The 25,836-nt window shown below is 46.2% G+C and carries 22 protein-coding genes; 11 read left to right on the top strand and 11 right to left on the bottom strand.

The features are described from left to right. The first annotated feature begins 105 nt into the window (after positions 1-105). The 3 genes from AC6I8Y_RS05660 to AC6I8Y_RS05670 all read left to right on the top strand — a co-directional run bounded on the left by AC6I8Y_RS05660 (position 106) and on the right by AC6I8Y_RS05670 (position 4,500). Positions 106-1,053, top strand: coding sequence for a porin (locus AC6I8Y_RS05660; protein ID WP_498021013.1), 948 nt, complete (start codon positions 106-108; stop codon positions 1,051-1,053). 197 nt (positions 1,054-1,250) lie between these two features. Then, positions 1,251-1,952 carry a YccT family protein gene (locus tag AC6I8Y_RS05665; protein ID WP_498021014.1) on the top strand — a complete coding sequence of 234 codons (702 nt, stop codon included), beginning with the start codon at positions 1,251-1,253 and terminating at the stop codon, positions 1,950-1,952. A gap of 241 nt (positions 1,953-2,193) precedes the next feature. After that, a complete protein-coding gene (locus tag AC6I8Y_RS05670) occupies positions 2,194-4,500 on the top strand; it encodes an MMPL family transporter (RefSeq protein ID WP_498021015.1) in 2,307 nt (768 codons plus the stop codon). A 24-nt stretch (positions 4,501-4,524) separates the two neighbouring features. Here the strand turns inward: AC6I8Y_RS05670 and AC6I8Y_RS05675 are convergent, their stop codons facing one another. From AC6I8Y_RS05675 to AC6I8Y_RS05685, 3 genes are all read right to left on the bottom strand, one after another. Continuing rightward, on the bottom strand, positions 4,525-5,388 hold the full coding sequence (locus AC6I8Y_RS05675; protein WP_498021017.1) for a TonB-dependent receptor: 864 nt from the start codon (positions 5,386-5,388) through the stop codon (positions 4,525-4,527). 143 nt (positions 5,389-5,531) lie between these two features. After that, positions 5,532-6,878 carry a DUF4397 domain-containing protein gene (locus tag AC6I8Y_RS05680; RefSeq protein ID WP_498021019.1) on the bottom strand — a complete coding sequence of 449 codons (1,347 nt, stop codon included), beginning with the start codon at positions 6,876-6,878 and terminating at the stop codon, positions 5,532-5,534. A gap of 120 nt (positions 6,879-6,998) precedes the next feature. Next, positions 6,999-7,436, bottom strand: coding sequence for a dCMP deaminase family protein (locus AC6I8Y_RS05685; protein ID WP_234494085.1), 438 nt, complete (start codon positions 7,434-7,436; stop codon positions 6,999-7,001). A gap of 296 nt (positions 7,437-7,732) precedes the next feature. On the opposite strand from AC6I8Y_RS05685, the gene AC6I8Y_RS05690 reads away from it, so the two are divergent. Next, on the top strand, positions 7,733-8,515 hold the full coding sequence (locus tag AC6I8Y_RS05690; protein ID WP_234494084.1) for a tetratricopeptide repeat protein: 783 nt from the start codon (positions 7,733-7,735) through the stop codon (positions 8,513-8,515). Between the two features lie 54 nt (positions 8,516-8,569). Here AC6I8Y_RS05690 and AC6I8Y_RS05695 read toward each other — a convergent pair whose 3' ends face one another. Continuing rightward, positions 8,570-9,493, bottom strand: a complete 924-nt coding sequence (locus AC6I8Y_RS05695; protein ID WP_498021021.1) for a pyridoxal-phosphate dependent enzyme — start codon at positions 9,491-9,493, stop codon at positions 8,570-8,572. Positions 9,494-9,939: 446 nt separating this feature from the next. Between AC6I8Y_RS05695 and arnB the strand changes: the two genes are divergently transcribed. The 7 genes from arnB (at position 9,940) to arnF (ending at position 17,689) form a co-directional block, all read left to right on the top strand. Beyond that, positions 9,940-11,100, top strand: coding sequence for a UDP-4-amino-4-deoxy-L-arabinose aminotransferase (gene arnB, locus AC6I8Y_RS05700; RefSeq protein ID WP_252014068.1), 1,161 nt, complete (start codon positions 9,940-9,942; stop codon positions 11,098-11,100). Between the two features lie 3 nt (positions 11,101-11,103). After that, positions 11,104-12,102: an undecaprenyl-phosphate 4-deoxy-4-formamido-L-arabinose transferase gene (arnC, locus tag AC6I8Y_RS05705; RefSeq protein WP_498021023.1), complete on the top strand. Its 999-nt coding sequence runs from the start codon at positions 11,104-11,106 to the stop codon at positions 12,100-12,102. Positions 12,103-12,126: 24 nt separating this feature from the next. After that, positions 12,127-14,109, top strand: a complete 1,983-nt coding sequence (arnA, locus tag AC6I8Y_RS05710) for a bifunctional UDP-4-amino-4-deoxy-L-arabinose formyltransferase/UDP-glucuronic acid oxidase ArnA (protein WP_234494080.1) — start codon at positions 12,127-12,129, stop codon at positions 14,107-14,109. Further along, positions 14,109-15,023 (top strand): 4-deoxy-4-formamido-L-arabinose-phosphoundecaprenol deformylase, encoded by a 915-nt coding sequence (gene arnD / locus AC6I8Y_RS05715; protein WP_498021025.1) that lies wholly within the window; start codon positions 14,109-14,111, stop codon positions 15,021-15,023. Before arnA ends, arnD begins: the two co-directional genes overlap by 1 nt. A 241-nt stretch (positions 15,024-15,264) precedes the next feature. Beyond that, entirely contained in the window at positions 15,265-16,917 is a 1,653-nt protein-coding gene (arnT, locus tag AC6I8Y_RS05720; RefSeq protein WP_498021027.1) for a lipid IV(A) 4-amino-4-deoxy-L-arabinosyltransferase, read from the top strand. Beyond that, positions 16,917-17,264 carry a DMT family transporter gene (locus AC6I8Y_RS05725; RefSeq protein WP_042474416.1) on the top strand — a complete coding sequence of 116 codons (348 nt, stop codon included), beginning with the start codon at positions 16,917-16,919 and terminating at the stop codon, positions 17,262-17,264. Before arnT ends, AC6I8Y_RS05725 begins: the two co-directional genes overlap by 1 nt. Further along, on the top strand, positions 17,264-17,689 hold the full coding sequence (gene arnF / locus AC6I8Y_RS05730) for a 4-amino-4-deoxy-L-arabinose-phosphoundecaprenol flippase subunit ArnF (protein WP_394152777.1): 426 nt from the start codon (positions 17,264-17,266) through the stop codon (positions 17,687-17,689). Before AC6I8Y_RS05725 ends, arnF begins: the two co-directional genes overlap by 1 nt. A gap of 27 nt (positions 17,690-17,716) precedes the next feature. On the opposite strand, the gene AC6I8Y_RS05735 is transcribed toward arnF, so the two are convergent. From AC6I8Y_RS05735 to AC6I8Y_RS05765, 7 genes are all read right to left on the bottom strand, one after another. Next, positions 17,717-18,358: a sugar transferase gene (locus AC6I8Y_RS05735; protein WP_042474423.1), complete on the bottom strand. Its 642-nt coding sequence runs from the start codon at positions 18,356-18,358 to the stop codon at positions 17,717-17,719. Continuing rightward, positions 18,345-19,550, bottom strand: coding sequence for a glycosyltransferase family 2 protein (locus AC6I8Y_RS05740; protein WP_498021030.1), 1,206 nt, complete (start codon positions 19,548-19,550; stop codon positions 18,345-18,347). The genes AC6I8Y_RS05735 and AC6I8Y_RS05740 overlap by 14 nt, the downstream gene beginning before the upstream one ends. Before the next feature lie 30 nt (positions 19,551-19,580). Further along, the gene (locus tag AC6I8Y_RS05745; RefSeq protein ID WP_394152781.1) at positions 19,581-20,720 is read right to left on the bottom strand and encodes a glycosyltransferase; all 1,140 of its coding nucleotides are present in this window, start codon (positions 20,718-20,720) and stop codon (positions 19,581-19,583) included. Positions 20,721-20,893: 173 nt separating this feature from the next. After that, positions 20,894-22,321, bottom strand: coding sequence for a GumC family protein (locus AC6I8Y_RS05750; RefSeq protein ID WP_394152783.1), 1,428 nt, complete (start codon positions 22,319-22,321; stop codon positions 20,894-20,896). Next, a complete protein-coding gene (locus AC6I8Y_RS05755; protein WP_498021031.1) occupies positions 22,318-23,439 on the bottom strand; it encodes a glycosyltransferase in 1,122 nt (373 codons plus the stop codon). The genes AC6I8Y_RS05750 and AC6I8Y_RS05755 overlap by 4 nt, the downstream gene beginning before the upstream one ends. 12 nt (positions 23,440-23,451) lie before the next feature. After that, a complete protein-coding gene (locus AC6I8Y_RS05760; RefSeq protein WP_394152787.1) occupies positions 23,452-24,180 on the bottom strand; it encodes an acyltransferase in 729 nt (242 codons plus the stop codon). Positions 24,181-24,291: 111 nt separating this feature from the next. Further along, the gene (locus tag AC6I8Y_RS05765) at positions 24,292-25,701 is read right to left on the bottom strand and encodes an O-antigen ligase family protein (RefSeq protein ID WP_498021032.1); all 1,410 of its coding nucleotides are present in this window, start codon (positions 25,699-25,701) and stop codon (positions 24,292-24,294) included. Between the last annotated feature and the right edge of the window lie 135 nt (positions 25,702-25,836).

Here is a 25,836-nt window from a genome sequence, read left to right on the forward strand (position 1 = left end):
CCAAAGGACAAAAGGTTGTCGTTCTTCTGGAAGATTTAGACGTCACATATATTAAAAAAGGGAACCGAAAAGGAATTCCCATCTAAGAAAAGGCAGTGGATTATCATGAAAAAGACTCTAGTAGCTCTAGCGGTCCTAGCTTCGGCTGGTTCTGCACAAGCAATCGAAATTTATAACCAAGACCGCGCAACTGTTAACCTAACAGGTGACGTAGAAGTAGTTTACCTACGTGACACAGCTGAAGGTGCTGTTACTCAACAAGAAATCCAAGACGCAGATTTTGGTTTCGACGTACGTTACGCAGTAAACGATGACCTACAAGTTGGTGGTTACTGGGAATTCTCTGGCGACAACGCTGGTGCAGCTGAAGCTGGCAACGTATATGTAGGTTTCTACAGTGCAATGGCTGGCTCTCTAAAAATTGGTCGTCTAGACACAGTTCTTGATGACGCTGGTATCGGTAACGACTACCAATTCGGTACAGCTGGTTTCTTCCAAAACGGTTCTAAGTTTGGTATTGACGAAGCAATTCGTTACGACGTAGACAAAGGCACTTGGTACCTTTCTGCAGCTCTAGCACAAGATAAAAACGGTTCAACTAACGTTATCGGTAAAGACGGTACTTGGTTCGACGGTAAAATTGGTTTCCGTGTAGCTGATTTCGACGTTACTGGTTTCACTGGTATTCTTAAAGCTGATGACGGCACTGTAGAAGCTGATGAAAACCTATACGCTGCAGAACTTCGCTACAACGGTTTCGAAAACATCGGCCTTGCAGCTGGTTACTACAATGTTAAAGGTGACATTGCTAACCCAGGTACAGACGTTAAAGGTGATGCATTTGCTCTAGATGCAACTTACTCTCTTGACGCGTGGAAATTTGCAGTTGGTTACACTCGTCTAGACGGCGACAACGCTGACGCTGAAAACACATACTACCTAAACGCAGGTTACGGCATCGCACCTTCTACTACAGTATATGCTGAGCTTGGTGGTACAGACGCAGACAACTCTCAACTTGGTTTCGCAATCGGTATGAAGTCTGAGTTCTAATCTAAGTTAGATCAAGATATTGCTAAAGCCACCTACGGGTGGCTTTTTTGTTGCAACAAAACTCTGTTAACGCGCTGGTATTTGCTTGATAGAGTCTTCATTTTCTTAATGTAAATGTTTGGGTAACCGCCTCGATATGGCATGATATTGCTCCCAAGCAGGGAAACATCAAAAAATATAATAAAGGAGTGACCGTAGTGAAGAGGTCTATCGTAGCTGCATTATTAACAGTTGGTTTTACATTGTCTGCGAGCGCCGCGACTCTGGTTCCAATGAAAGGAGTTTCTTTACTTTACATTAATGGTCAAGAAGCTGAGAGCAAAACGTCGGCTAACACCATTGAAGAAGGCAAAACCCAAGTTGTTCTGAGAATGGACAAGAAAGTAGGAAGAGGTAGCAGCCAGACGGTTTACACTTCCGCGCCGTACGTGATCGATATTAATGTCACCGGCGACGAAGTGAAGGTAAATCACCCTGTCGCACGTAGTAAGCAAGAAGCAGAGGCTGCATTTCGTACTGCTACACCAGAGTGGCGTATCACCCAAGACGGCAATACACTCCAATACACTCAAGAGAAATTACAAGGCCGTGATGGATTCCTTCCTTATTCCAACGTTGGAGAGTTAGTCGCTAAGCATAATGAGCAACGTGGCATCACTTTCTCTGGTGGGGAAGTTGCACAGGCTAATGCCGCAGTTGCAACCACAGCTGCAGTAACAACAACCGCAGTGGTTTCTGAGACGCCAAAAATTGAAGCGCCAAAAGTAGAAGCAACAAGTAAAATAGCACCAGAAGCCGTTGCTAATCAAAACAACGTGGAGCAGCTAAAAGCCTGGTATCTAAAGGCATCAAAAGCTGAGCGCAAAGAATTTCGCAAATGGATGATTGATCAAGAGTAATCATTGACTCTTATCTATCATCATCACTTAGGGGCTATTAGCCCCTTTTTTATATTTGAAATGACAGGAAACTAACTATCTATCTCGAATAAGTAGGTTATGATTATCCTATTGTATCGTTGTAATTTTAAATTCTGTGGAACGACTATTCTCACTTATCCAGCGCTTTCCTAAATTTGTTCTACTTCTGGTCTCAGCACTAACCGCAATCTCTGTTTGGTACGGACAACAGCATTTCAAAATGAATGCTGATCTTTCGTCACTCGTTGAGCAGCAGGGAACCTGGGTTGATGAACTCGACCATCTCAATCAAACCTTCCCTGATTCCGGTAACGTGACGTTGCTGGTCACTGGCGCCGATCCAGCCGTTCTGAAATCTTCTGTTTCTGACATTGCTAAAGCGTTGAACGATCAGTCCTTGGTTCATCATGTCTTTGCACCACAAATATTGCCTTGGTTTGAAGAGCATGCGCTTGGTTTTTTATCTCAACAAGAGTTTGAGCAGGTTAAGCAATCCATAGAAGAAACAGTAAGGCCAGCTGCTGTTGCTGCGCAAGCAAACAGCTTAGAGCTGTACTTTGCCTTGTTAGCAGAAAGCGAAAGTCCAAATCTAAATCCGCTATTAAAAGCGACAGAGGATAATAGTGTTGATTGGCCGAGTTTCTTCCAACAAGATGTGACCTTGCCGTCCGCGTATGCCATTACCTTAGTAGCTGATGCGGACTCTACGGCAACAGAACCGAATCGCGCTATCATGAATTCGATCGCTTCCAGCATAAAACAAGCTGATCTGCCAGCCAGTATTAACGTAAAGGTGACGGGGCAGGCAGCACTCGACTTCGATGAAATTGCAGATGCCAATAACAGCATCACGGTGGCTGGCACTGCATCTCTGTTAGGACTTATCCTTATTCTCGCGATTGGTATTCGTTCTCTGCGAGTCATCATTGCTTGTTATTTGACGGTGCTTGTTGGCTTAGCGTGGACTTTTGCCGCAGGTCTTCTGGTGATAGGTCATTACAACACGATCTCCATCGTGTTTATGGTCATGTTTATTGGTCTTGCAGTCGATTTTTCTATTCATCTGTGTCTTCATATTCAAGAGATTAGAGTCAAAGGTGAAAGCAATGAAGTCGGGATGCGACACGCAATAGCGCACTCGATTCGTCCTCTTTCTTTATGCGCACTATCTTCTGCTCTGGGTTTCCTTAGCTTTTATCCTACCGCTTACACAGGGTTGGGCGAACTGGGGATAGTTTCAGCACTTGGAATGATCTTAGGGCTTATTGCGACTTTCGTTGCTATTCCACTTTTCTTTACCTTGTTTGGTTACCCTACGGTTCGTCATCAAACCGATACACATAGGTTTGCTTGGTTTGGCTCCCAGCTCACTAGATTCAAAAGCCTGATTTTTACTCTTGTCGTCGCACTTACTTTGGTGATGGGCTACGGCGCGACTCAGTTTAAGTTTGATTTCTCGACCCTGGTTTTGAAAAACCCTAACTCAGAATCTGTATTGGCGCTGAATCAACTGCAACAAGAAGGGCTAGGCTCAAGCTACCAATTGTTTGCCATTGCAAAAGACCAAAAACAAGCTCAAGAGTGGAAAGCGCGTTTGGCGATGCAACCGTCTATCGCTTCTGTGGTTATCGCTAGTGATTTTATGCCGAATGAGTTGGAAAAGAGAACGGCGCAAATCCAAGCCATTTTCAATGAGCCAGTTACCGTTGCTCCAATGAGCTACGAGCAGTTTTTGCAGCAAGCGAAAGAGAACAATTGGATTGGAAGCTCTCAGCTCTCAGCCACAATTGATCCAACGGAAACCACGTCAAACCTATTTGGGGATCTTTCAAAGAGTTTGACTGCTTTAACTCATCAGGATCAAGTCACTATAGATTCTTTGCCTGTTGAATTCCGCGAGCGCTATATCAGTGAGCAAGGAGAATGGTTGGTCGTCATTTCACCTAAAGAAGACATGACCAATGTGAAAGCGCTAGAAACCTTTATTAAAGAGAGTAAGCAAATAGCACCTAACGCCACAGGTAGAGCCGTGGCAGAACAAGAAGTTGGCGGAATTATCACGGGTGCATTTCAAGCGGCAATCATGATGTCGGTATTTGCTATTGCACTTATTTTGATTTGGACCGTCGATAAGAAGCGAGATGTCATTCTTATCTTTATTCCGTTAGGGCTGGCTTCATTGACAACGCTTGGCTTGATGCACTGGCTCAATCTTTCAATGAACATGGCTAACATTATCGTGATCCCCCTGATCTTTGGTTTAGGGGTGGACAATGGCATTCATATTGTTAAGCGATTCCGCTCGGTAAGAACTTTAGACGCATTCTTTAATACCTCGACGCCAAAAGCCTCACTGGTAAGTTGCTTGACGACGCTAGCGACCTTTGGTGCGCTGATTGTAGCGGAGCATCAAGGCATGCACTCTATAGGTTTGGTCCTTACGATCGCATTGAGCAGCATATTGGTTTTCAGCCTAGTACTATTGCCATTATTGCTAGAAGTGACTAAGAAAAAGCCCATCGAGTGATGGGCTTAAATCAGTAGCTAGTGTCTAGAATCGGGCATCGAGAGTGATAAAGAAGCTCTTTCTTTGTCCGAAACCTAGCTCACTTATCAATACCCAGTTTGGTGTGAATTCGTATTGTGCGCCAACAAGGCTGTTCCAATTGTTTGCGAGGCTCTGATTTACAGTAAATCTCGCATCGTCTAGCAGAGCCAGATCGCCCAGTGAACCGAGCGGTAGGTCTTTGACATTACCACTCAGTGTTTGTTCGATATTTTGGTATTGAGCGCCGACCCACGCACGAAGCGGCCAATCTGTATTTCGAGAAAAATCCCAACCGATTCTTGGAGACACGACGATAGAGTCGATCTCACCGTCAATTACCGTAAGGTTAGTTTTCGTATAGCTCGCGTCAACCAATGCAAAGAAACTCTCATACCCACCCGCAATGACCGTACCGGCACCATAGGTGTAGCCATCTAGATCCAATCGGAATGGGGCATCGATATTGTCAATGTCTATGGGTACCCCAAAAAGTTTTCCGCTTGCGGATTTAATGGTTGTTTCAGAGTAACCGTTCAGTTTACCGCCAATAGCATAGAAGTTTAGAAACGGCAGGACCCACACGTCTGCTTTGAGGGTTAAGACTTCACTTTCTTGGTAACCACCCTCTGTTTTAATGTTGAGATCCTTTATGAAGCTTGGTAAACCAGTCAGTGCTATCGAATTCACATTAATCCCTTGAGAGACATTCATATACCCAAGGCTGAGGCCTACGGCTTCTGGTAGTGTATAACCACGCTCTTCCGCTTCTTTTTTAAATAAAGGAAGTTCAATAGCTGCTGCACAGCTAGAGAAAAATAATGTTGCCAAAGAAATTACTTTAAACGGTGTTTTGGCATTGAATGTCATAAGGATGCGCTTTCCAAAGGGTTGGTGATATACATCACAATTATAGGTTGGCGGATTGTAGATGAGCAAAGTCTGATTGAAAAGAAGTTTTAAATACAAAAAGGTCGCGGACCTTCCCACGACCTTTCTCTAAATGACGAAGCCTATTTATCGATGTTCAAGGCAATAGAGTCTTCAGTAGCAAATGCAGTGACCACATTGCCATTCGCAACCGCTGGAACATTAGTGTTTTGCAGCAAAATGTTGGTTGTCCCTGCTTCAGCAACGGCTAAGTCGTAAGTGCCCGCAGGTACTTTGAGCACAGCTGTGTCTTTAAAAGTAACACCGCTAAGTACTACGGTACTTGCCGAGAAGGTACCGCCGTCGGCTACCGCATGAATGTCTACGGTAGCTGCAGCCGCGGTTGGGTTAGCGTGCACTACACGTATTTTGGCGTAGGTCGCGACGCCGCGAAGGTCGTCTTCGATGACTAGAGCCTCTTGTGATGAGTCATCCAATCGGCCCACGGCAAAAATCGTCGTTTCGCTTCCCGCGCTAAATGTCGCACCTGGTACTGAGATAACTTCGGGCGTAGTTGTTCCCGCTACAGTAACACCAACGTCCACGGTGCCTGGTGCCAGCTCAACACTCGCTACATTTTCGTAAGTAAGATTAGTTAATCCAGTAACAGTCGCACCGTTGGCAACGATGTCTACCGCAGGAGCATCTTGAATAGCGTGACCCGCTCTTACAACAGCTTTACCATCTGCGTCTCTCACTACCGCAACTGAGTTGCCGTCGGCGACTAATAGGTCGACTGGCGATTCACCTGTTCCGCTTGTGACTACGTTTGGCACAGCTGTGACCATGAGATCAGAGCCACCTGCTAGGTCTAGGTCACCACTGTCGAATACAACATCAGCGTCAGTGCTTTGGCCCGCTGGAGTGATTCTGATTCGGTACGTGTCAGCTGGAACGGTAACTGGTAAATCTGCAGAATCTATAGCAAATGCCAATCCCGCTACTGCTACCGAGCTTGCGCTGATGCTCGCGTCAGTGGTTAGATGGATGTCGACAGCACCTACTGAAGGGTGGGCATGAAGCACGTCTATGCGCACAGAGCTTCCGTCAGGCTTAATACCGCTTCTGGAAAGTACAACGGCTTGCAGTGACGCGGTGTTGTTTACTGCAAAAATGTCGTATTGCATATCTGGTGAGAGATTAGTGCCCGGCGCTGAAAGTTCTTCGGCGGTACTGTCGTCCGCACCGATAGCATCAATGGCTAAGTCGTACGTGCCGGCATCAACGGTAATTAGCCCACTGCCTTGTTGGTAATCCACGTTGCTAAGGCCACTCAATATTGCGCCATTAGCCTTTATGTTGACCAAAGGTGCGTCAGAACTGGCATGTGTCACGCGAACTTGCGTGGTGGGTGTAGAGTCGGAATCGCTGCCACAGCCGACAATAGTGATTGCTGCGGCTGCGATAACTGATGTTTTAATAATATTCATGGTAAGCCTCTATGCTCATGTTATTCGCAAAGAGACTTACGGCAGGAAATTTGGATTAGTTCATAAGTCAGTTAAAAATAAACTTTTGGTAAAGCATCGTGTTGCACACGTTACACAACATTAGTTTTCTATTGGAAGCCAGTCTACTTCTACTCCCGCCTGATCAAACATATCTTGGCTAAGGGAAATTTTTTCACCCCAACGAGATAAAAAATCTTCGGTTTGAGCTGGGCAATGGACAACTGAAATACCAGTTTGAATGATTTTCGCTGCGCAGTTTGGGCATGGAAAGTGTGTGACCCAGATTTCACAGCCGTCGAGGTCTCGCTTTGCGAACAAAATAGCATTTTCTTCAGCATGCAGCGTTTTCAGATATTTAGTTTCTCTCTCATCCACTTCTGCGCTATCAGAGATACCGTGTGGATAGCCGTTGAAGCCAACCGACACGATACGATTTTGCTTGGTAATGACGGCACCAACTTGTGTTGATGGATCCTTACTCCATGAGCCGACCAATTCTGCCATTTGAATGAATCGTTTTGCCCATTTAGACGCCATAATATCTCCAATTCTAGATGCTTGATTAATTCTCAGTACGATACTGCAAGTCTACAAAATAACACACTCTAAAACGAGAAGTATTTGCAAACGATTACAGTAAGTAAACATTGGTTTCTAGCCACTGTTGCTTTAAAAAATAACGTGCTACTTATTGGCTATAATGTACGCAAATACTAATGTTTTTGTGACTTGAACGAAATTCTTTGTCAGAGTATCGACAATTATTCATATTTTGCTGAGAACATTAATCATCATATGGCAGAATTTGACGAATTCTTTAAGGATGGGAAAAGATGATGCGGAAAACACTGTTAGCGGTTTCACTATGTGGTCTGTGTTTTAGTGCAACGAGCTTTGCATTTGTCCAGGATTATTCAAAGCGAAGCAACAAGGAAGTCACTACAGAAGCGAAGCGTGGCGATATTTATGCTCAAATTGAGCTCGGAGATCGTTTAGCTACGGGTAATGGCTTAGAAGAAGATGACGTGAAAGCTGTCGAGTGGTATCACAAAGCCGCTAAGAAAGGCAGTGAAACAGCGATGTACAAGCTTGGCATGATGTATGACAACGGTCATGGTGTTGCTTATAGCGCAAAAGAAGCTGCCGCTTGGTTTGAAAAAGCATCGGCACAGGGTCACGTAAAAGCGCAATATTACTTAGCTGGGATGTACAAGTGGGGACGCGGCGTTCCTAAGAGTAACGAGAAAGCAGTTGAGTACTACCGTTTGGCGGCCGAGAAAGGTTTTGATGTCGCGCAAAATAGCCTTGGGGTTATGTACGCTAAAGGACTCGGTATCGAAAAAAATGATGACGAAGCGGTCAAATGGTACCGTCGCTCAGCGGAAAATGGTTACGCTTATGGTCAAAGAAACCTAGCGTTTAAATATTCTCTGGGTGAGGGCGTTGAGCTTGATAACGTAGAAGCGTATGCGTGGGCGTCAGTTGCCTCTACAAACGGTTATACTACCGCGGAAAAACTGCGTGATGACCTAGCGATGAAGCTTTCTGCAAGTCAACTTGCTGAAGCGAAAACAAAAGCAGAGTCATATCTTGAGCAATACACCTCGCATCAATGATCAATAGTACCCAAGTACTACAAAGGAAGCCTCGAGCTTCCTTTTTTGTTGCTACTACCAATCGATCTGCTGATCACAGTATTTGCGACGGTAACGAGCCAACATAGTCTCATTTCCCAAGAGCCCGCCCTGATGGACGTACAGAATTGTGGTATCTGGATTGGCCTCCAACCAAGGAAGCAGGCAACGCCACATCATGGGGTCATAGAGAAGATCGAATTCAATATGGGTTTCTTCCTGCAAAGCTTGCCATATCTCATAATCTTGTTTGTAAAGTTTGCCAAAGTGATGCTTAGTGTCGAGCTCTAAAATAGTAGGTAGATCGTCGGTTTCACCAAGCGCCGTAAACTGTTTAAGCAAGTAATCTTTACCTGAAACACAAGGGCAGGTCAGTACCTCTATGCCTTGTGGCTTAAGAACCTGACTTAAGTAAAGTGCCGTCGTTCCAGTGCCCGAAGGGAGCGCGACCTTTATATTGCGCCCTTTCTCAAATCGAGACCAAGATAAAATTTCATTGGCGAGTTGAGTGACTCCCTCTTTTGCTTGCTCGAAGTGACCTCCCTCCGGAATTATCAAACAATCTGGGTCATCGCCATGCTCTTTAATGACAAACTCTGATGGGTGTGGTGCGTTAGGCCCAATGGTCTCTTGCAATGAGATAACCTCTGCACCTAACTCCAATGCTGTTCGGTAATTACCCATGGGTTTCGCGTCTAACCAACTCGGTTTGTGGTCGACATAAAATGTCAGTTTCAGCCCTTTAATTTTCGCAAGTGCAGCAAGAGAAGTAAGCGAGTTGGCTTGAGCTGAACCCCAACCAATTAACCTGGTTTTGCCTTCTAACGGTTGAAGCAAAGTAGTCATAAACTTTCTGGCTTTGTTGCCGTTAAAGTGACCGTGGAGCAAATCGTCCCTTTTTAGGTAGAAGTGATGACCTTGAAAGTGATGCTCTGTTACTGGGCTGTCATTGAGTTTCACGGGCGCTACCTTTGTTGGTATGTCAGTTATGGCAAGAAAGGAGCGAGAGTTTACTCTCTGAAGTAGATAGATACAAACGAACTCACGACAAACCGTTACATAGTCGAATGCTTTGCTATGCCATCATGCTAGCGGTCGGTAGAGCGGGCTAGGGAAATTGACACAAAGTTGACGTTGCGTAATTTGCGATGTTTTTTGCTGCTAAAAAGCCACTCTTTTGTCGAGTTAATTGACATTTTTAGACGAAGAGCCCATTTGGCACTATTTTTTTACTAAAAATGAGTAAATATTAATTCAGCCAAGAAATGTTTGCGGTAAATGTGTACAGAGTGTCTATGTTTTGTGTGGGAAATAGATATCAAGCCTTTTAATTCGTTGAACGCCCTAGTAAACTTTATTGTCAATTTTTCGTGCTTAACATCACGAACTAACTGTGAGTTTAAAAAATGAGCCAGTCCTTTCTTCCGTTATGTCGACCTGCTGTCGACGAGCAAGACATCCAGTCTGTAGTCGATGTGCTTCGTTCAGGTTGGATAACCACCGGACCAAAAAACGCAGAACTAGAAGCCAAAATCTCCCAGCATACAGGCGCACCACATAGTGTCGCGCTCAGCAGTGCGACGGCGGGTATGCACTTGGTCTTGCTAGCTATGGGTATTGGGCCTGGCGATGAGGTAATTACACCGTCACTTACATGGGTGTCGACGGTCAACATGATCACCTTGGTTGGCGCGAAGCCAGTATTTGTTGACGTTGATGCCGATACCTTGATGACGGACGCAGATAAGATTGAGCCCCTAATCAATGACAAGACTAAGCTGATTATTCCTGTTCATTACGCGGGAGCTGCCCTTGATCTTGATCCAATCTATGCCTTGGGTGAGAAGTATGGCATTCCGGTCGTTGAAGACGCTGCCCACGCTTTAGGGACAGAGTATAAAGGGAAGCCAATTGGTGAGCGCGGTACTTGCTTGTTCTCAACTCACGCTATCAAGAACGTAACCACAGCCGAGGGTGGTATTCTAACCACACATGATGCTGAATTGGCTGACAAAGTTCGCCGTCTCAAGTTTCATGGCTTGGGTGTTGACGCTTTTGACCGAGAAACGCAAGGTCGAGCGCCACAAGCAGAAGTTGTCGAGCCTGGTTTCAAATACAACATGCCTGATATTTGTGCTGTTTTGGCGCTTGGGCAAATGGATCGTATTGAAGCGATCACGGCAAAGCGTACAGAAATTGCGCTCTCTTATCGTAGCAAACTTGAGTCGATCAAGGGGGTTACGCCGCTAGGTCTGGCTTCACATGACCACAAACACTGTTGGCATCTAATGATCGTCCGTGTTGATCCTGCGGTAGCGGGGCTAACGCGTGATGACCTTATTGCTGCTTTGAAAGAGAAGGGCATCGGCGCCGGTATCCATTTCAAAGCGTGCCACACACAAAAATATTACCGCGAAAACTATGCGGAACTATTTGGGGCGATGAACCCAAACCTTCAGAATACAGAACGTAACAGTAATCAAATTTGCTCGTTGCCGCTCTTCCCTGATATGACTCAGGACGACGTAGAGCGTGTAGTGAGTGCCGTGTCAGAGATAATTGGATAAACCATGAAACACAATGAAGCCATTAACTTCGTGTCTATCGTAATACCGGTATACAACGAAGAAAACTGCCTGCAAGAACTGATTGACCGCACGACGAAAGCTGGTGATAGCCTACGTAAAGACTATGAGCTTATTCTCGTTGATGACGGTAGCCGTGATCGCAGTGCAGAAATCATTGAACAAGCATCATCGAAAGAAGGTAGCCATGTGGTTGGCGTTATCCTTAACCGCAACTATGGTCAGCATAATGCGATTATGGCGGGTTTCGAACAAGTTCGTGGTGACCTCATTATCACTCTAGACGCGGATCTGCAAAACCCACCAGAAGAGATCCCGAATCTAGTCGCTAAAGCTGAAGAAGGGTTCGATTCAGTCGGCACCGTGCGTAAGAATCGCCAAGATAGCGCGCTTCGTCGCTATCCTTCAAAGCTTATCAATAAGCTAGTTAAGCGTTCTACCGGTGTTGAAATGAACGACTACGGCTGTATGCTGCGAGCGTATCGTCGCCATGTTGTTGACGCCATGCTTGAATGTCACGAGCGCAGTACGTTTATCCCTGTTTTGGCAAATGGTTTTTCTCGTCACACAACTGAGATTGACGTTCACCATGATGAGCGCGCGGACGGCGAGTCGAAATATAGCTTTATGAAGCTTATTAGCCTAATGTTTGACTTGATCACCAGTATGACTACGGCACCGTTGCGTCTATTGAGCATCGTCGGTGGTGGTATCGCTGCGGCAGGTATCGCATTTGGTATTATCCTAATGCTGATGCGCATTATGTTCGGTTCTGAGTGGGCAGGTGACGGTTTGTTTACTCTATTTGCCATCCTATTTGTATTTGTGGGCGCGCAGTTTGTAGGTCTAGGACTACTAGGCGAGTACATAGGGCGTATTTACTCTGACGTTAGAGCCCGCCCGCGTTTTTACGTGCAAGATGTTTTGGTGGGTGAAGCCACTCAAAAAGCACGTGAGACTGATGAATCAAAGAATAAAGAATAAGATTTATATCCAGAGGAATATTCCATGAAAGTAGTAGTGTTTGCCTACCACAATATCGGTTGTACTGGTGTTCGCAGCTTGCTAGACGCAGGTGTTGAGATCGAAGCAGTATTCACCCATGTTGATGACAGCAACGAGAATGTGTTTTTTGAATCTGTAGCTAAGCTAGCAGCGAAAAACGGTATTCCAGTTTACGCTCCAGAAGACGTAAACCACCCACTATGGGTAGACAAGATCCGCGCAATGAAGCCAGATGCTCTGTTCTCATTCTACTATCGCAACATGATCAGCCAAGAAGTGCTGGATATTGCACCTAAAGGTGGCTTTAACCTTCACGGTTCTCTGCTTCCAACTTACCGCGGTCGCGCTCCAATCAACTGGGCACTAGTAAACGGCGAAACTGAGACTGGTGTAACGCTACACAAAATGGTTCAGAAAGCGGATGCGGGTGATATCGTTGGTCAAGAAAAGATCGCTATCACTGATGAAGATACTGCAGAAACACTGCATAAGCGCATGAACGCGGCTTCAAGCGATCTTCTAAGCAAAGTGCTGCCAACTATCGTTGATGGTTCGTTCACTGCAACGGCTCAAGACGAAAGCAAAGCGACTTACTTCGGTCGCCGCACGCCAGCTGACGGTGAAATTAAGTGGTCAAATGATTCTCGCACCGTATTTAACCTAGTACGTGCTGTGACTGAACCATTCCCAGGTGCATTCACTTTCCTAGGTGAGCGCAAACTTATCATCTGGGGTGCGGAAGCGAGTGATAAAACGTACGATGTGACTCCAGGTACTATCGTTGCTACATCTCCACTAACCATCGCTTGTGCTCAAGGCTCATTGATCGTTAAGTCTGGTGAGGCTGAAAACGGTCTTTACCTAGGTGGTGAGCAGCTAGCGGCAGAACTTCACCTTGTTGAAGGCATGCGTTTTGGTCCTCAAGCAAGTGCACTTATTAACGCTAAGAAGCGTCAAAAGGTACTTATCCTTGGTGCAAACGGCTTCATCGGTACTCACCTAACTAAGCGTCTTCTAGACGACGGTGGTTACGAAGTGTATGCAATGGACATGAACTCGAACCAGATCGAAGAGCACCTAAGCCACCCTGATTTCCACTTCGTTGAAGGTGATATCACTATCCACAACGAGTGGATCGAATACCACGTTAAGAAGTGTGACATCATTCTTCCGCTAGTGGCAATCGCAACGCCTATCGAATACACGCGTAACCCACTTCGCGTATTTGAGTTGGACTTCGAAGAGAACCTGAAGATCGTTCGTGCATGTGTGAAATACAACAAGCGCATTATCTTCCCGTCAACGTCTGAAGTTTACGGCATGTCTACAGACTCTGAGTTCAATGAAGATACCTCGCCACTGATTGTTGGTCCAATCAACCGTCAGCGCTGGATCTACTCAGTATCTAAGCAACTACTAGACCGCGTGATCTGGGCTTACGGTAAGAAAGACGGTCTTAAGTTTACGCTATTCCGTCCGTTCAACTGGATGGGTCCACGTCTAGACAGCCTAAACTCTGCGCGTATCGGTTCGAGCCGTGCGATCACTCAGCTTATCCTAAACCTAGTTGAAGGTACGCCGATCAAGCTTATCGACGGTGGTGAGCAGAAGCGTTGTTTCACTGACATCTCTGAAGCGATCGAAGCGCTATTCCGCATCATAGAAAACAAAGAAGGTCTGTGTGACGGTCAAATCATCAACATTGGTGCGCCAGAAAACGAAGCAAGTATCAAAGAGCTTGCTGAGACGCTGGTAGAGAAGTTTGAGAACCACCCACTTCGTGATCAGTTCCCTCCATTCGCTGGCTACAACCTAGTTGAGAGTAAAGCGTTCTACGGTGACGGCTATCAAGACGTTCAACACCGTAAACCAAGCATCGCAAACGCGAAGAAGCTGCTTGATTGGGAACCAAAAGTTCACATGAACGATACCATCGAAGAGACACTAGATTTCTTCCTTAAAGGTGCAGTAGCAGAAGAGAAGTAATGGAACAGAATGAAGTCACTAAAGTCGGTCTTCGTATCGATGTAGACACTTTCCGAGGTACCAAGTTAGGTGTACCTAAGCTACTCGAGATTTTCGAGAAGCACGGAGTGAAGGCTTCATTCTTCTTTACTGTTGGACCTGATAACATGGGGCGCCATATTTGGCGCCTTTTGCGTCCTGCATTTTTGAAGAAGATGCTTCGCTCAAAAGCCGCCAGCTTATATGGTTACGATATCCTTATTCGTGGAACGATCTGGCCAGGTCCAGTGATCGGTAAGAAACTGCGCCACGTTATCGAGGCGACCGACACGGCAGGTCATGAAATCGGACTTCATGCTTGGGATCATCATAAGTGGCAGATGAAAACTGACACTATGACGGCCGAACAGCTGCGTGGTGAAATCACAAAAGGTTATTCAATGCTCAAGGAGATCACTGGTCGTGACTTACCTTGCAGTGCGGTAGCCGGTTGGCGTTGTACCGATCAAACACTGGTAGAAAAAGACGCATTTCCTTTCAAATATAATAGTGATTGCCGCGGCGATCATATCTTCTCTCCGGGTGAGGGAATGGCTCCGCAAATTCCTGTAACACTTCCAACTTACGATGAGTTAGTCGGTCAAGATGGTGTCGATAACAGTAACTATAACGACGCGATTCTTAAGCTCATCAAGCGTGATGGTCTGAATGTGTATACCATCCATGCAGAGGTGGAAGGTATTGTTTGTGCTGATATGTTTGAAGAATTGATTGTCAGAGCTAAGCAACAAAATATAGAATTCGTGCCGATGATAGATCTGCTTAATGAAGCGGAAACACCACTTCCTAAAGATTCGATTAAAAACATCGAGATGGAAGGGCGAGAAGGGTGGCTAACGCACCAAGCGTCTTTTGTGGAGCGCATGGGGCTTTAGTTATCGGTGAGTTGGGTTTAGGTTCGCGTGCGCTGTTTTACCCCCTCTAACTCCCCCGGCTACGCGACCCGTTATCAAGGGGGAGAACTCGACAGGCAAAGCCTGTAGATTTTGCTCCTCCCCTTGATAAGGGGAGGCTGGGAGGGGTAAAACAGCGCGCGAAGAAATCGCACAACAACGCTATCACGTGCCATCAATCAGAGCCCATGAATGCATGGGCTTTTATTCAACTGGATGAAGAATGCAACAATCACGAATTAATTGGGCGGTATGGGTACCGCTGTTTTTTATTGCACTGTACATACTCCCGCTAGATTTGCGTCCGCTATGGTCGCCAGATGAACTGCGTTACGGTGAGATCTCGCGCGAGATGGTCGAGTCAGGTAACTGGATAGTACCTACATTTAATGATCTTCGTTATTTCGAAAAACCGATCATGGGCTATTGGTTTAACGCGATAGCACAGGTGCTTTTCGGTGACACCAACTTTGCAGTCAGAATCGCCTCTGCACTTGCATCCTTAGGTGGTGCTTTATTCCTTGTCTCTTTGGTTAGTCGTATGACCGATCGCAGACAAGGTTGGCTTACTGCGGGCGTATTCTTGAGCATGTTCATGGTCGCAGCGATCGGTACTTATAGCGTACTTGATGGCATGCTGGCGTTTTGGTTGACAGCTTGTTATGCCGCCTTCTTCTTTGCAACGGAGTCGACGACCACCAAACAGCGTTGGCTTTACTATGGCTTAGCGGGCTTTTTCTGTGGTTGTGCGGTTCTCACAAAAGGCTTCTTAGCCTTAGCATTGCCTGTGATAGTCGTTGTTCCCTACATGATTATGCAGAAACAGTTCTTAGAGATCCTTCGCTGGGGTTGGTGGGTAATGCTGGTGGCATTTATCACTTGCTTACCTTGGTCTTTAGCGATTCACGCGGCGGAACCAGATTACTGGAATTACTTCTTCTGGGAAGAGCACATCCACCGCTTCTCTGCAGAAGACGCTCAACATGCTGCGCCGGCTTGGTATTACATCCCATTCCTTTTCTTGGGCACGTTACCTTGGGTTTTCTGGGCACCGTCAGCACTCGTACAACTTAAGGGTGAGTTTAGTAAGCCACTTATTCGCTATTCGATTTGGTGGGCAGTCATGCCTTTCCTATTGTTTTCTTATGCGAGCGGTAAATTAGCGACTTACATCCTTCCATGTATGGCTCCAATCGCGATTTTGCTTACACACGGTATTATCAAAGCCTATAACAGCAAGGCGAAAGGTCTGACGATTGGCTCGTTAATCAATGGTGCCTTTTTTGCTCTCGTAGCAGTGACGCTGATGGTTATGTTCTTTATGGGTAAGCTGCCATTGGATGAGACTGAGTCTTACCGCCCTTGGATTGCACTGTTTATTCTTGGGTTTTGGGCGGCATGTGCATTTTACGCAGCGAAAGCAAGTGCATTTGAGCACAAGTTCATGGCTTACATGGTGTCGCCGCTGGCGCTATTTGCACTGTTCTCAACAGTGGTACCAAACAGCACGATCGATTCAAAAATGCCAGCTCGCTTTATGGAAGAGCTTGCTCCAAAAGTCACAGACGAGATGGTGTTGATTGCTGATTACCCTGACACGATGTCGGCATTGAACTGGTACTTGAAGCGCACTGACGTCTACCTAACTAAGGGTATGGGTGAGGTTGATTACGGTTTGAACTACGATGATGCTAACCATCGCTGGATACCGTTTGAAAACATTAGTGCGTTTATTAAAGAGAAGCAAAAAACAGCACCAGTACTGCTTCACTTTAGAAACTTGCCACCATTACCAGAAGATTTCCCTGTTGCAGATGAACACGTCGATCGTGGGCGCTACCATGCCCTGATCTTCAATCAAGTTTCGGCTGAGTAATGACCGTCCTTTTGTACATCATTTCTGTACTTGCTAGCTCGCTTAGCCAATATTGGCAAAAGCGGGCTGCAATGTATTTTGAAGAAAACCCAGAGCTGAGTGCCATTAGCAAGCTGTTGAGTTTCCCTATGATCTTGGGCATTGGCTTTTTAGGCACAAGTGCGCTGACCTGGCTTGGTGTGCTAACGCAATGGGATGTGTCAGTGGCGTATCCTTTACTCAGTGTTAATTTTGTCATCATGCTATTGGTTTCTAAGTTTGCCTTTGGCGAAGTTATTGTCCCGAAGCAATGGCTAGGTGTGATGATGATTATGGTGGGTGTTGGCATACTGGGAGGCGCTCACTAATGATGTTGAAAGATATTAAGGCAGGTCTTCCCGTTGCGCTTCTTAGTGTTTGTTTGATTTCAGTTGCTCAACTGGCCATGAAATGGGGGATGGGCAATCTGTCGAAAAAATGGGAGTTCATTGAGCCGCTCCTATATACACTGGATGTGATATCGCTGCTTTCCAATGCGTGGCCTGCATTATTGTGTGTTGCCTTGGGGTTAGGCTGCTACGCATTATCCATGGCATGTTGGGTAATGGCATTGAAGCATTTACCACTGGGCGTCGCCTATCCATTGCTAAGCTTAAGCTATGTATTGGTTTATGTGCTCGCTGTTACCTTGCCTTGGCTAGATGAACCATTTAGCTTAACTAAGTTATCAGGTATAGCGTGTATTCTTGTCGGACTTGCGCTTATATTTACTGCAAAAAAATCCAGCGATTAGGCTGGATTTTTCCTATTTAACGATTGGTTAGCGACCTCTGCCATCCACCATAATTTTCAGCGTGCGAAACACGATGTGGATATCGGTCATTAACCATGATTTGAATGACGACAGTGATAGCGCGTAGCTGTGGTCAAATCCAACTTTACTACGCACATCCTCAATACAGGTGTCATAACCTTGATTAACTTGAGCAAGCCCTGTGATACCGGGAAGCACATCGTATGTGCGCTCAACAAAAAATGGAATATCGTTTTCTAGTCTTTGATAGAAGTCCGGGCGCTCAGGGCGTGGGCCTATCAATGACATGTCTCCGCGAAGTACGTTAATAAACTGCGGTAGCTCATCAAGTCGCGTCTTGCGTAAAAAGCGACCAACTGGCGTAATGCGAGGGTCGTTTTCTGTTGCCCAGGTAGCACCTGTACGTGACTCTGCATCGATGTACATGGTTCTAAATTTAAGCACGTGGATAAAGTCCATTTTTGTTGGACTCCATTTACCAACGCGAAGCTGCTGATAAAAAATTGGACCTTTTGATGTTAGCTTTATCGCTAACGCCACTGGGATAAAGAAGATACCTAGAATGAGCATGCCTACACTCGCACCGACCAAGTCAAAGATACGCTTTGAGGTACGAATCAGGGTTTTTTCCATATTAACCTTTTTCATGTTCATTCTCCTGTTGTGGTAGACGTTTCCATACACCGTTTTCTAAGCCGATTAGATAGCGAAGGCCACCGATTAAGTTTGCAGTGTGTCCAACGATGAGGTAAGTAAATGCTCGTACTAGTTTAATGGATTGTAGTTTTGGGATAAGTACGCTAATTGCTACTGAGCCATAGAGCGAAACTTGTAGTAATAGAAAGCTGGTAAATAGTGTACTGCTCGGCGCCAATATAGCTGATGTAATCATGCATATGATCATCAAGTAGGGGGTTAGCACTCTTAGTCCTTTTCCTGAAAAGAATGTGAGTGCCGTGCCTTTGTGCTGAGGGGAAAATAGCGGCAGTAAGGCGATAATTTGCTGCATATTCCCAGCAGAGATACGAAGTCGGCGTTTGAAGTCTTGGCTAGTGCCGCTGCTTTCCATTTCAATGGCGTTCATATGCGGTTCGTACACAGCTCGATAGCCAAGTCGAACAATGTTCATTGGAATAATGAAATCGTCGTTGATGGTGTTGTAAGGCAGGGCTTCAAATAAGTTTGCTCTGATGAAGTAGAGCGCACCATGAGCACCGATCGTAGAGCCCAGAGTTGACTCGCTGTATTTCACTTGATTCTGGTAGCGCCAGTATAGTGACTCACCACGCTCATCTTGCTCTAGGAGTTGATAAGTCGAGTTAACCACACCGACATTTTTGTCCTGAAAATGATGCGCTGCGAGCTTGAGAGCATCAATAGAGATCAACGCTGATACATCGGAGATGCACGTGATGTCAGTTTCTATCGCCGACAAGTGTTGATTAAGTCGGAACACCTTCCCTTGGTTATCCGCATTGTCGATGATCTTAAATAGAGTATCGCAGCAGATAGCTTCTTGAATGGTTTCTTCCGCCACATGAATAGTATTGTCAGTGCTGCCGTCGTTAATAATGATGACTTCTAGCTTGTCGCGAGGGTAGTCGAGTACAGCACAGTTTCGGATCTTATCGGCTATCCATTTACCTTCATTGTAAGCAGGGATGACGATAGTGATCGATGGTAAAGCTGCATTGTTGTCTAGCTGATAGAGAGATACTCGTTTGGCTTTAGGTAGCGGGTGACGTGATGCCCACCACTTCAGTAGTAAAGGGTACATAGCGTGGTGGTAGACAATAAAAAAAGCACTAGTCCAAAACAAGCTGATAAGTAGTGTTTGCATATCTATTCCTTGAGTAGCGTCAGTCATCATTTATGCCTTAACCGCGAGTGCGCGGTAAGCTTGGCTCATGGTGCGAACATCGTTATGCTCGACCACAAAATCTCTCGGTGTAAATAAGTGACGAGTCGCAATGGCTTTTTCGAGTGTGGCCAATAGTGAAAATACGCGTTTGGATTTGGTCGTAAGCCCAGAGAGAGGGCACAAGGTTTCTCGCGCTGCACCTACATCGGTTACCACGACAGGGATATTGCACGCCTGAGCTTCAAGTGGGGACAGTGGAAATCCTTCACAGCTTGATGGTAAGCAGAATAAATCCAGTGATTGATAAAAACTTGGCATATCGCTCACTAATCCCAAAAAGTGAACGCGATGGCCAATGTTTAGATGTTGGCAAAGCTGTTTTAACTCTTGCTCTAATGGCCCTGCGCCAGCAATCGCTAAGTGCGTGTTCTCAGGTAGTCGTGATACCGCTTTAATCAGCGTTGTATGAGATTTAACGGGAACTAATCGTCCTGCAGTACCAATAAGTAGAGTGTGTGCTGGTAGTCCTAGAATACGTCTCGCAGCAGCTTGGTTGGCAGGGACAAAGCGGTTGCAGTCGATACCATTTTTAATCACCTTTGATTCTGTAAATGGAAACAGCTCATTCAACTGTTTGCTCACTTCGTCTGCGTCTGCAACCAATATAGGGTTCACTAGTTTTAGCGCCAGTGTTTCAACATGGCGACGCTTGGTGTTTTGCAGGTGCCACATGTCGTGCTCGGTATGAATGCAAGTTGTGATGCGTGCCATTCTTGCTGCGATACCACCATACAGCAGTGGGCCAATGTGATGAGTATGAACCACGTCGGCACTTAGGCGTTTTAGCTCAGCGCTGAGCTGTTTAATCAGCGATAGTTGAAACCCTTCTGCTTTGTCTAAGAACACCAACTGCGACTGGAAGTGTCTTAAAATAGGCCAGTGTTGAATGGCTTGTTGCTGAGTACCTTCCAAGCTGATGATGTAGCAGCGCTCGTGAGCGGGGGTTTGCTTTAGGAGCTCAATGACCATGGTTTCAAGGCCGCCTGGCGCTAAATGTTGAACAACATGCACTGTGGTCAGTGTTGCTTTTCTGCCTTGATTCTTTATGGATAGCTTCTTTGTGGATTGATTACGCTGAATTGCCATCATTCTCGTCTCCTTACTTACATCATTCGCCGTTCTCGTCGTGTTGCAAATTAACGATGGCAGCGCTATTTACTAGGAGAATTGCACTTAGTGTGCCAAGAATTTAATGTTCTTTAAAACAGAGGGTTAGGAAAGGTTGCATGCCATTTCTCGAAATGACATGCAAAATAGCAAATCTAGAAACTGATTTTGGGAATAGCGGTGATAACCGGTAGCTTGGCGTCTTCGAGCTGCTGGCGACGACGAATGGTCGTATCAAATAGCTCGAGGAATATCGCGGTGCCAATCCCAAGCGCGATTCCTGCAATGACCCCCAATATCGCAAAAACAATAGATGGCAAATTGGTTGAACTGCTGGGAGTGTAGGGCAGGTCAATCACTTTTACGCGTTTATTCTGCTCGAATATACCCAGTGAGCCAGTAAGCTCCGCCATTTCGTAGCGCTCTACCAGTTCATCATACAGTTCTCGCTTTAGCGTGACGTCACGTTGCAGACGCAATAGCTGCTTGGCGTTGCTACCATAGTTTTTAGCATTGGCGGTCAGTTCGGCAATCATTGACTCCAGGCTTGAGGTTTCTTGTTTCAACGACTCGTATCGTCCGCGCACTATTTGGAGATTTTGAAGCTGGGTAATCAATAGTGGTTGAAATTCGCGGCTACTGCTGCCGGTACCTGCTGCGCTGGCAATGTCCCATAGCTGATCGGAATCCAATCCAGTTTGTTCACTGCTTAGTAATACTGAACGCTCTTGCTCTAATCTTTGCAGTTCACGTAGCTTGGCCTGTACGGCGCTATGAGAGGTGGTGTATTTGGCTTTCAGCAGCGTCAATTCACTACGGATTTCAATGATTTGTTCTTCTAAACGACCAACAATAGGGTTTGTCTTTGAAAGCTGCTGATCTAAGGTACCGAGGCTTTTCTCAATGCCTGCTAGCTCAGCCTGCTTTTCTGCAAGCTTTTGTTTGAGTTTAGCCAAGCGGCTTAAATTCTCACTTTGCATTTCAGGCGTGGCAGCCGAGTGCGCATTGTAATACTCTGCCAATGCTTGCTCCGCCTTCTCTAAAGCTTGCTTGCGTTTCTCAATATGAATGGTTAGGAACTCGCTTGAATCGCGTATCGATGACCGCTCAGGGGCAAGCAGCTCTTCAATAAAGTGTACGCTGACTGACTCAAGTAACGCTTTCATACCATCGGGTGAAGAGGCAGAGTGTTCGATTTTGATAAAGTCTTTACCTAGCTGACTGACCGCTAAGTTCGAGGATATCTTAGCAATGACTTGATCTTGCTCGTAGGGACTCATGGAATCGTTGATAAGATTCAAATCGCTTGCGACCGAGAGCAAGACATGACGACTGTTGAGTAGGGTTTTTAGCGCTGATAAACGTTCTTTGAGCATGGTGGATACCGCAATATCTTCAAGGAACGGGTTCATTTTCGCCGTTTCTTGAATCAACATGCTGGTGTGAGATTTGTATTTAGGCGGCGTCATCGCGCCAACCGCGTAAGCTATGACGGGCATCACTAGAATAGGGATGACAATCGCGTAACGGCGACGCCAAGCCGCTGTCAGCATCACCAAAAGACGTATCTTAAGCTCGCTCATAGTGCCTCCAAATACAACTCAAGTGTGCTTGCTCTATTATCCCAGCAATCGCAATCGACCAAACCCTTGGGTAGGGTTTGGCTCTCGTTGGCAATGCGCTTGAGCGTGACCACCATGTCATCGACATTGCTAACCACATTTACGTGTTCGCGATAACCCGTGAGAGCTGGAAAGTCGGTACTAACCACGGGCGTTCTCGCAGCTAGGTATTCTTTCAGCTTTAGCGGATTACAGGCCTTGATTTGCTCATTGAGTACGAATGGTAGCAGGCTAACCGTCCAGTGTTGACTGTAGCTTGGTAGCTCCTGATGAGGCTTTGCTCCGAGATAAAATACGTTATCTGCCGCAGTAATTGGCAGCGAACCAAGCTCAATTTGACCGATAAAGACAAAGTCCCAGTCTGGTAATGCAGCAATGGTTTGATTGAGTAGTTCATAGTCGAGCCAATTTGACAAACTGCCGTAAAACCCAGCAATTGGTCTGCCTCGATTGGGTAAATCTAGCGCGCGCTTGGCTGGAGTAGAGAATTGCTCGCTATCTACGCCATGACTTAGCAAGCGGGTTTTATGGCTTGGAAATTTTGAGCATAGTTTTTCGCTGGCGGTGATCACTAAATCAGCCTGATCGACTAATCCACTTTCATGCTCGAGAACGGTGTCGTGATCCACGCCGGCCAGTGCACCAAAGTCATCGCCACAGTAATAGACAATAGAACGCTGTCCAAGGAGCGCACAGACATCGGATGCGGTAGGCAGTGATGTCCAAACAATAGGATCGTTAAGCTGTAGTTTATCGATCATCGGTTTGAGCTGGTGCGCCATCGCTTTCGCTGCTAGTTTGCGGCTCCATGCAGCACGTGGTGCAGGCAAGGTGTGGATATTAGCGATGGTCATGCTAGCGGGCTTATCGATGCGTGTAGGTTGAAACTGGCTCGCTTTACCTTTACCAAGCACTTTGCCGAGCGCGCGTCTCATATCATTTTTCGTTAGGCGCGGCTGTCTGAGACCAATAGAATTGACCCATAGCACTTTTCTTTTGCTCGCTAAGCGCTTTATCAAGTGCTGAGTACTGGAAGGTAGGGCTCCATAATCTTCACCGAAAACAATCAGATCTCGCATTACTCTATCCTCTTATTGGGTGATTTCTTTGACCGCTTTGGCAGGTGAGCCAGCAGCGATAACGTTAGCTGGTAGATCGTGTGTTACTACGCTCCCCGCGGCGACGATAGTCCCTCTACCAATCGTTACGCCGGGCTGAACGGTGACCCCTGTTGCTAGCCATACATCTTGTTCTAAAACAATGTCTCCCAATCTATGATCTTCATCTGGAGCTCCTAGAGCGCGCTGCTCGGCATTCAAAGGGTGCCCTGAATAACCAAATAGCTGACAGCGACCCGCAATACGCACGTTGTCTTGAATTTCCACTCTCCCTGCTACAGCAATAGACACTTGCCATCCGATATCAACATTACTGCCAACCTTTAGGGTTGGAGTGACCGATGGGTCTGGATGAGGCGTCGTGCGGCCACTCAAGGTGGTGTGACCGGATACACGGCATTCGTTGCCAAGCTCTATTTTTAGTGGGCCGGTCACCAAAGGAAGACCGCTGTAGAGATAGAGTGAATGTCCGCAGCTAGCAAGGCGTCCCTTAAATGCTGGCGTGTAAATGAAAAGTCGAGTTAGCGTATCGAAGCCGCCTTTTAATACGGTGATGAGACGATACATTATCTTGTTGTAAATTCTTGGTGTTGGGATCCCTGCTGCACGCGCTCGTTTCAACATGGCAAACAGGCGACGCATTTTAGGATTCGGGTGGCTTCGAAGCCAAGTTTTGAAATCAAATGAAGTTGCTGTAGCCATAATCATGTTCCTTGTTCTTTCCCTGAACCAGCGAGACGTCGCTAGTTTCAACTGTGTACTTTGTTCAATTCAAGAACTGAGCCAATAATTTTTTATAATAAAAACAGTTAATTACTTTAGTTCTGCGCGCGAGTCTCTGTTTTTCTCAAATTGAGAAGCGATTTGTGAGACAGCAATAGTGAGTGCAGCGAGGATATAAATGGGCCATACGAACCCTTGTGTTAAGAAGGTGCCTGATACAAAGGTCCCAACAAGCCCGCTATAAACGGCCATGGCCATTGAGCGAAGGTAAGGAGGAATGTCGTCACTGCTATCCAGATTTCTAAGCGTTTGCCTCGCACACTTAATCAAACTGGTGATAAACAGCAAAAAGACGGTTAGGCCGAGAAAACCGGACTCTGCAAGCACGCCGAACCAGGTACTGTGCACGGCATGGTTTAGTCCATCCCAATGGGGGCTGTAAAAGAAGTAATTGTAATAGAAGTTATCTAGCCCAACCCCGAGTAGGGGATTATCTACGGCCATTTTAAACGCCGCTTCCCAAGCATAAACGCGTCCCATTGCTGACTCATCGATACCCGACTCGGCAGCGCCCCCTGAGGATCGGCTTGAAATACCGGCTACGGCGTAGAGTACCACCGCGCCAAAAAAGCCGAGTGAAAAGAACAACACTTTCGACTGGATAAATCGCCAACCAAACACGCCGAAAACAGCGAGCGAGCCTAGCAGGCCTCCTCGACTTTGCGTGGCAAGAACCGCAAAAAATAGAACGATGGAAGTGGCGGCTGCGAGCAATCGCATTGGTATGCCGACACCACGGGTAGTGGCGGTCGCAACGGTAAAGGCTAATGGAAACATCAGCACCAGTGCTAAATCATTTGGATCGCCTAGCATAGAACCAAAGCTACGTCCTATGGTGACTCGTGAGCCTTCAACCAAACCAATGCCGTTAATCGAGTTTGATAGCGCTTTACAGCCGACAATGAGCCCGGCGATAACAATGGCGAAAGAAAATCGAGACAGCTCTTTTGATGAGGTGATCAGCCAAGTTACTGCAAGCGTCATAATGATGATTTTTACGTAGTTGCCGGTGAACATGGAGATGGCTACCCCTTTATTCGACGCAAACGGGATACCGACGATAACCAGTCCCCAAAACACCAGTAACCAAAAGTAGGTGGGGTGCCAATAGAGCCTCAGTTTCTGGCTAAACACGGTATGCCAAATAAGCGCAGCCAAGGCGCCTGCTGAGAGCATCAAAGGGATCTTAAGCGGATAAAGTACCGGGAAGACTTCGTGTATTCGGAAGAACGAAAATACGATAAATAGAGTCACCAGCCAAAAAGTTTGGCTAAGTACCACCAAAATACCAATTGGTAACAGTGCGACCACCAGGCCTATCACAGGGTGTGGTGCCAACACCCATGCTGCCCCAACCAAACCACACAAAACCAAACTCAGCACAATATGTTTGCTGTGTTTAGCCTGGTCGATTGAAGATGTGGCGGATGATTGAGTCATAATTACCTAGCACGTGGTCGTCGATAATGACTAACTAGGCAAATAGAGTGCCAAACATGGAAATATGCCGGAGGCCTTGTGCAGTGGGCTCTCTAGAGGGAGTAGATTAAGTCTTAATTAAAGAAACAGAGTGTT

Source organism: Vibrio sp. KUL78 (assembly GCF_059725505.1).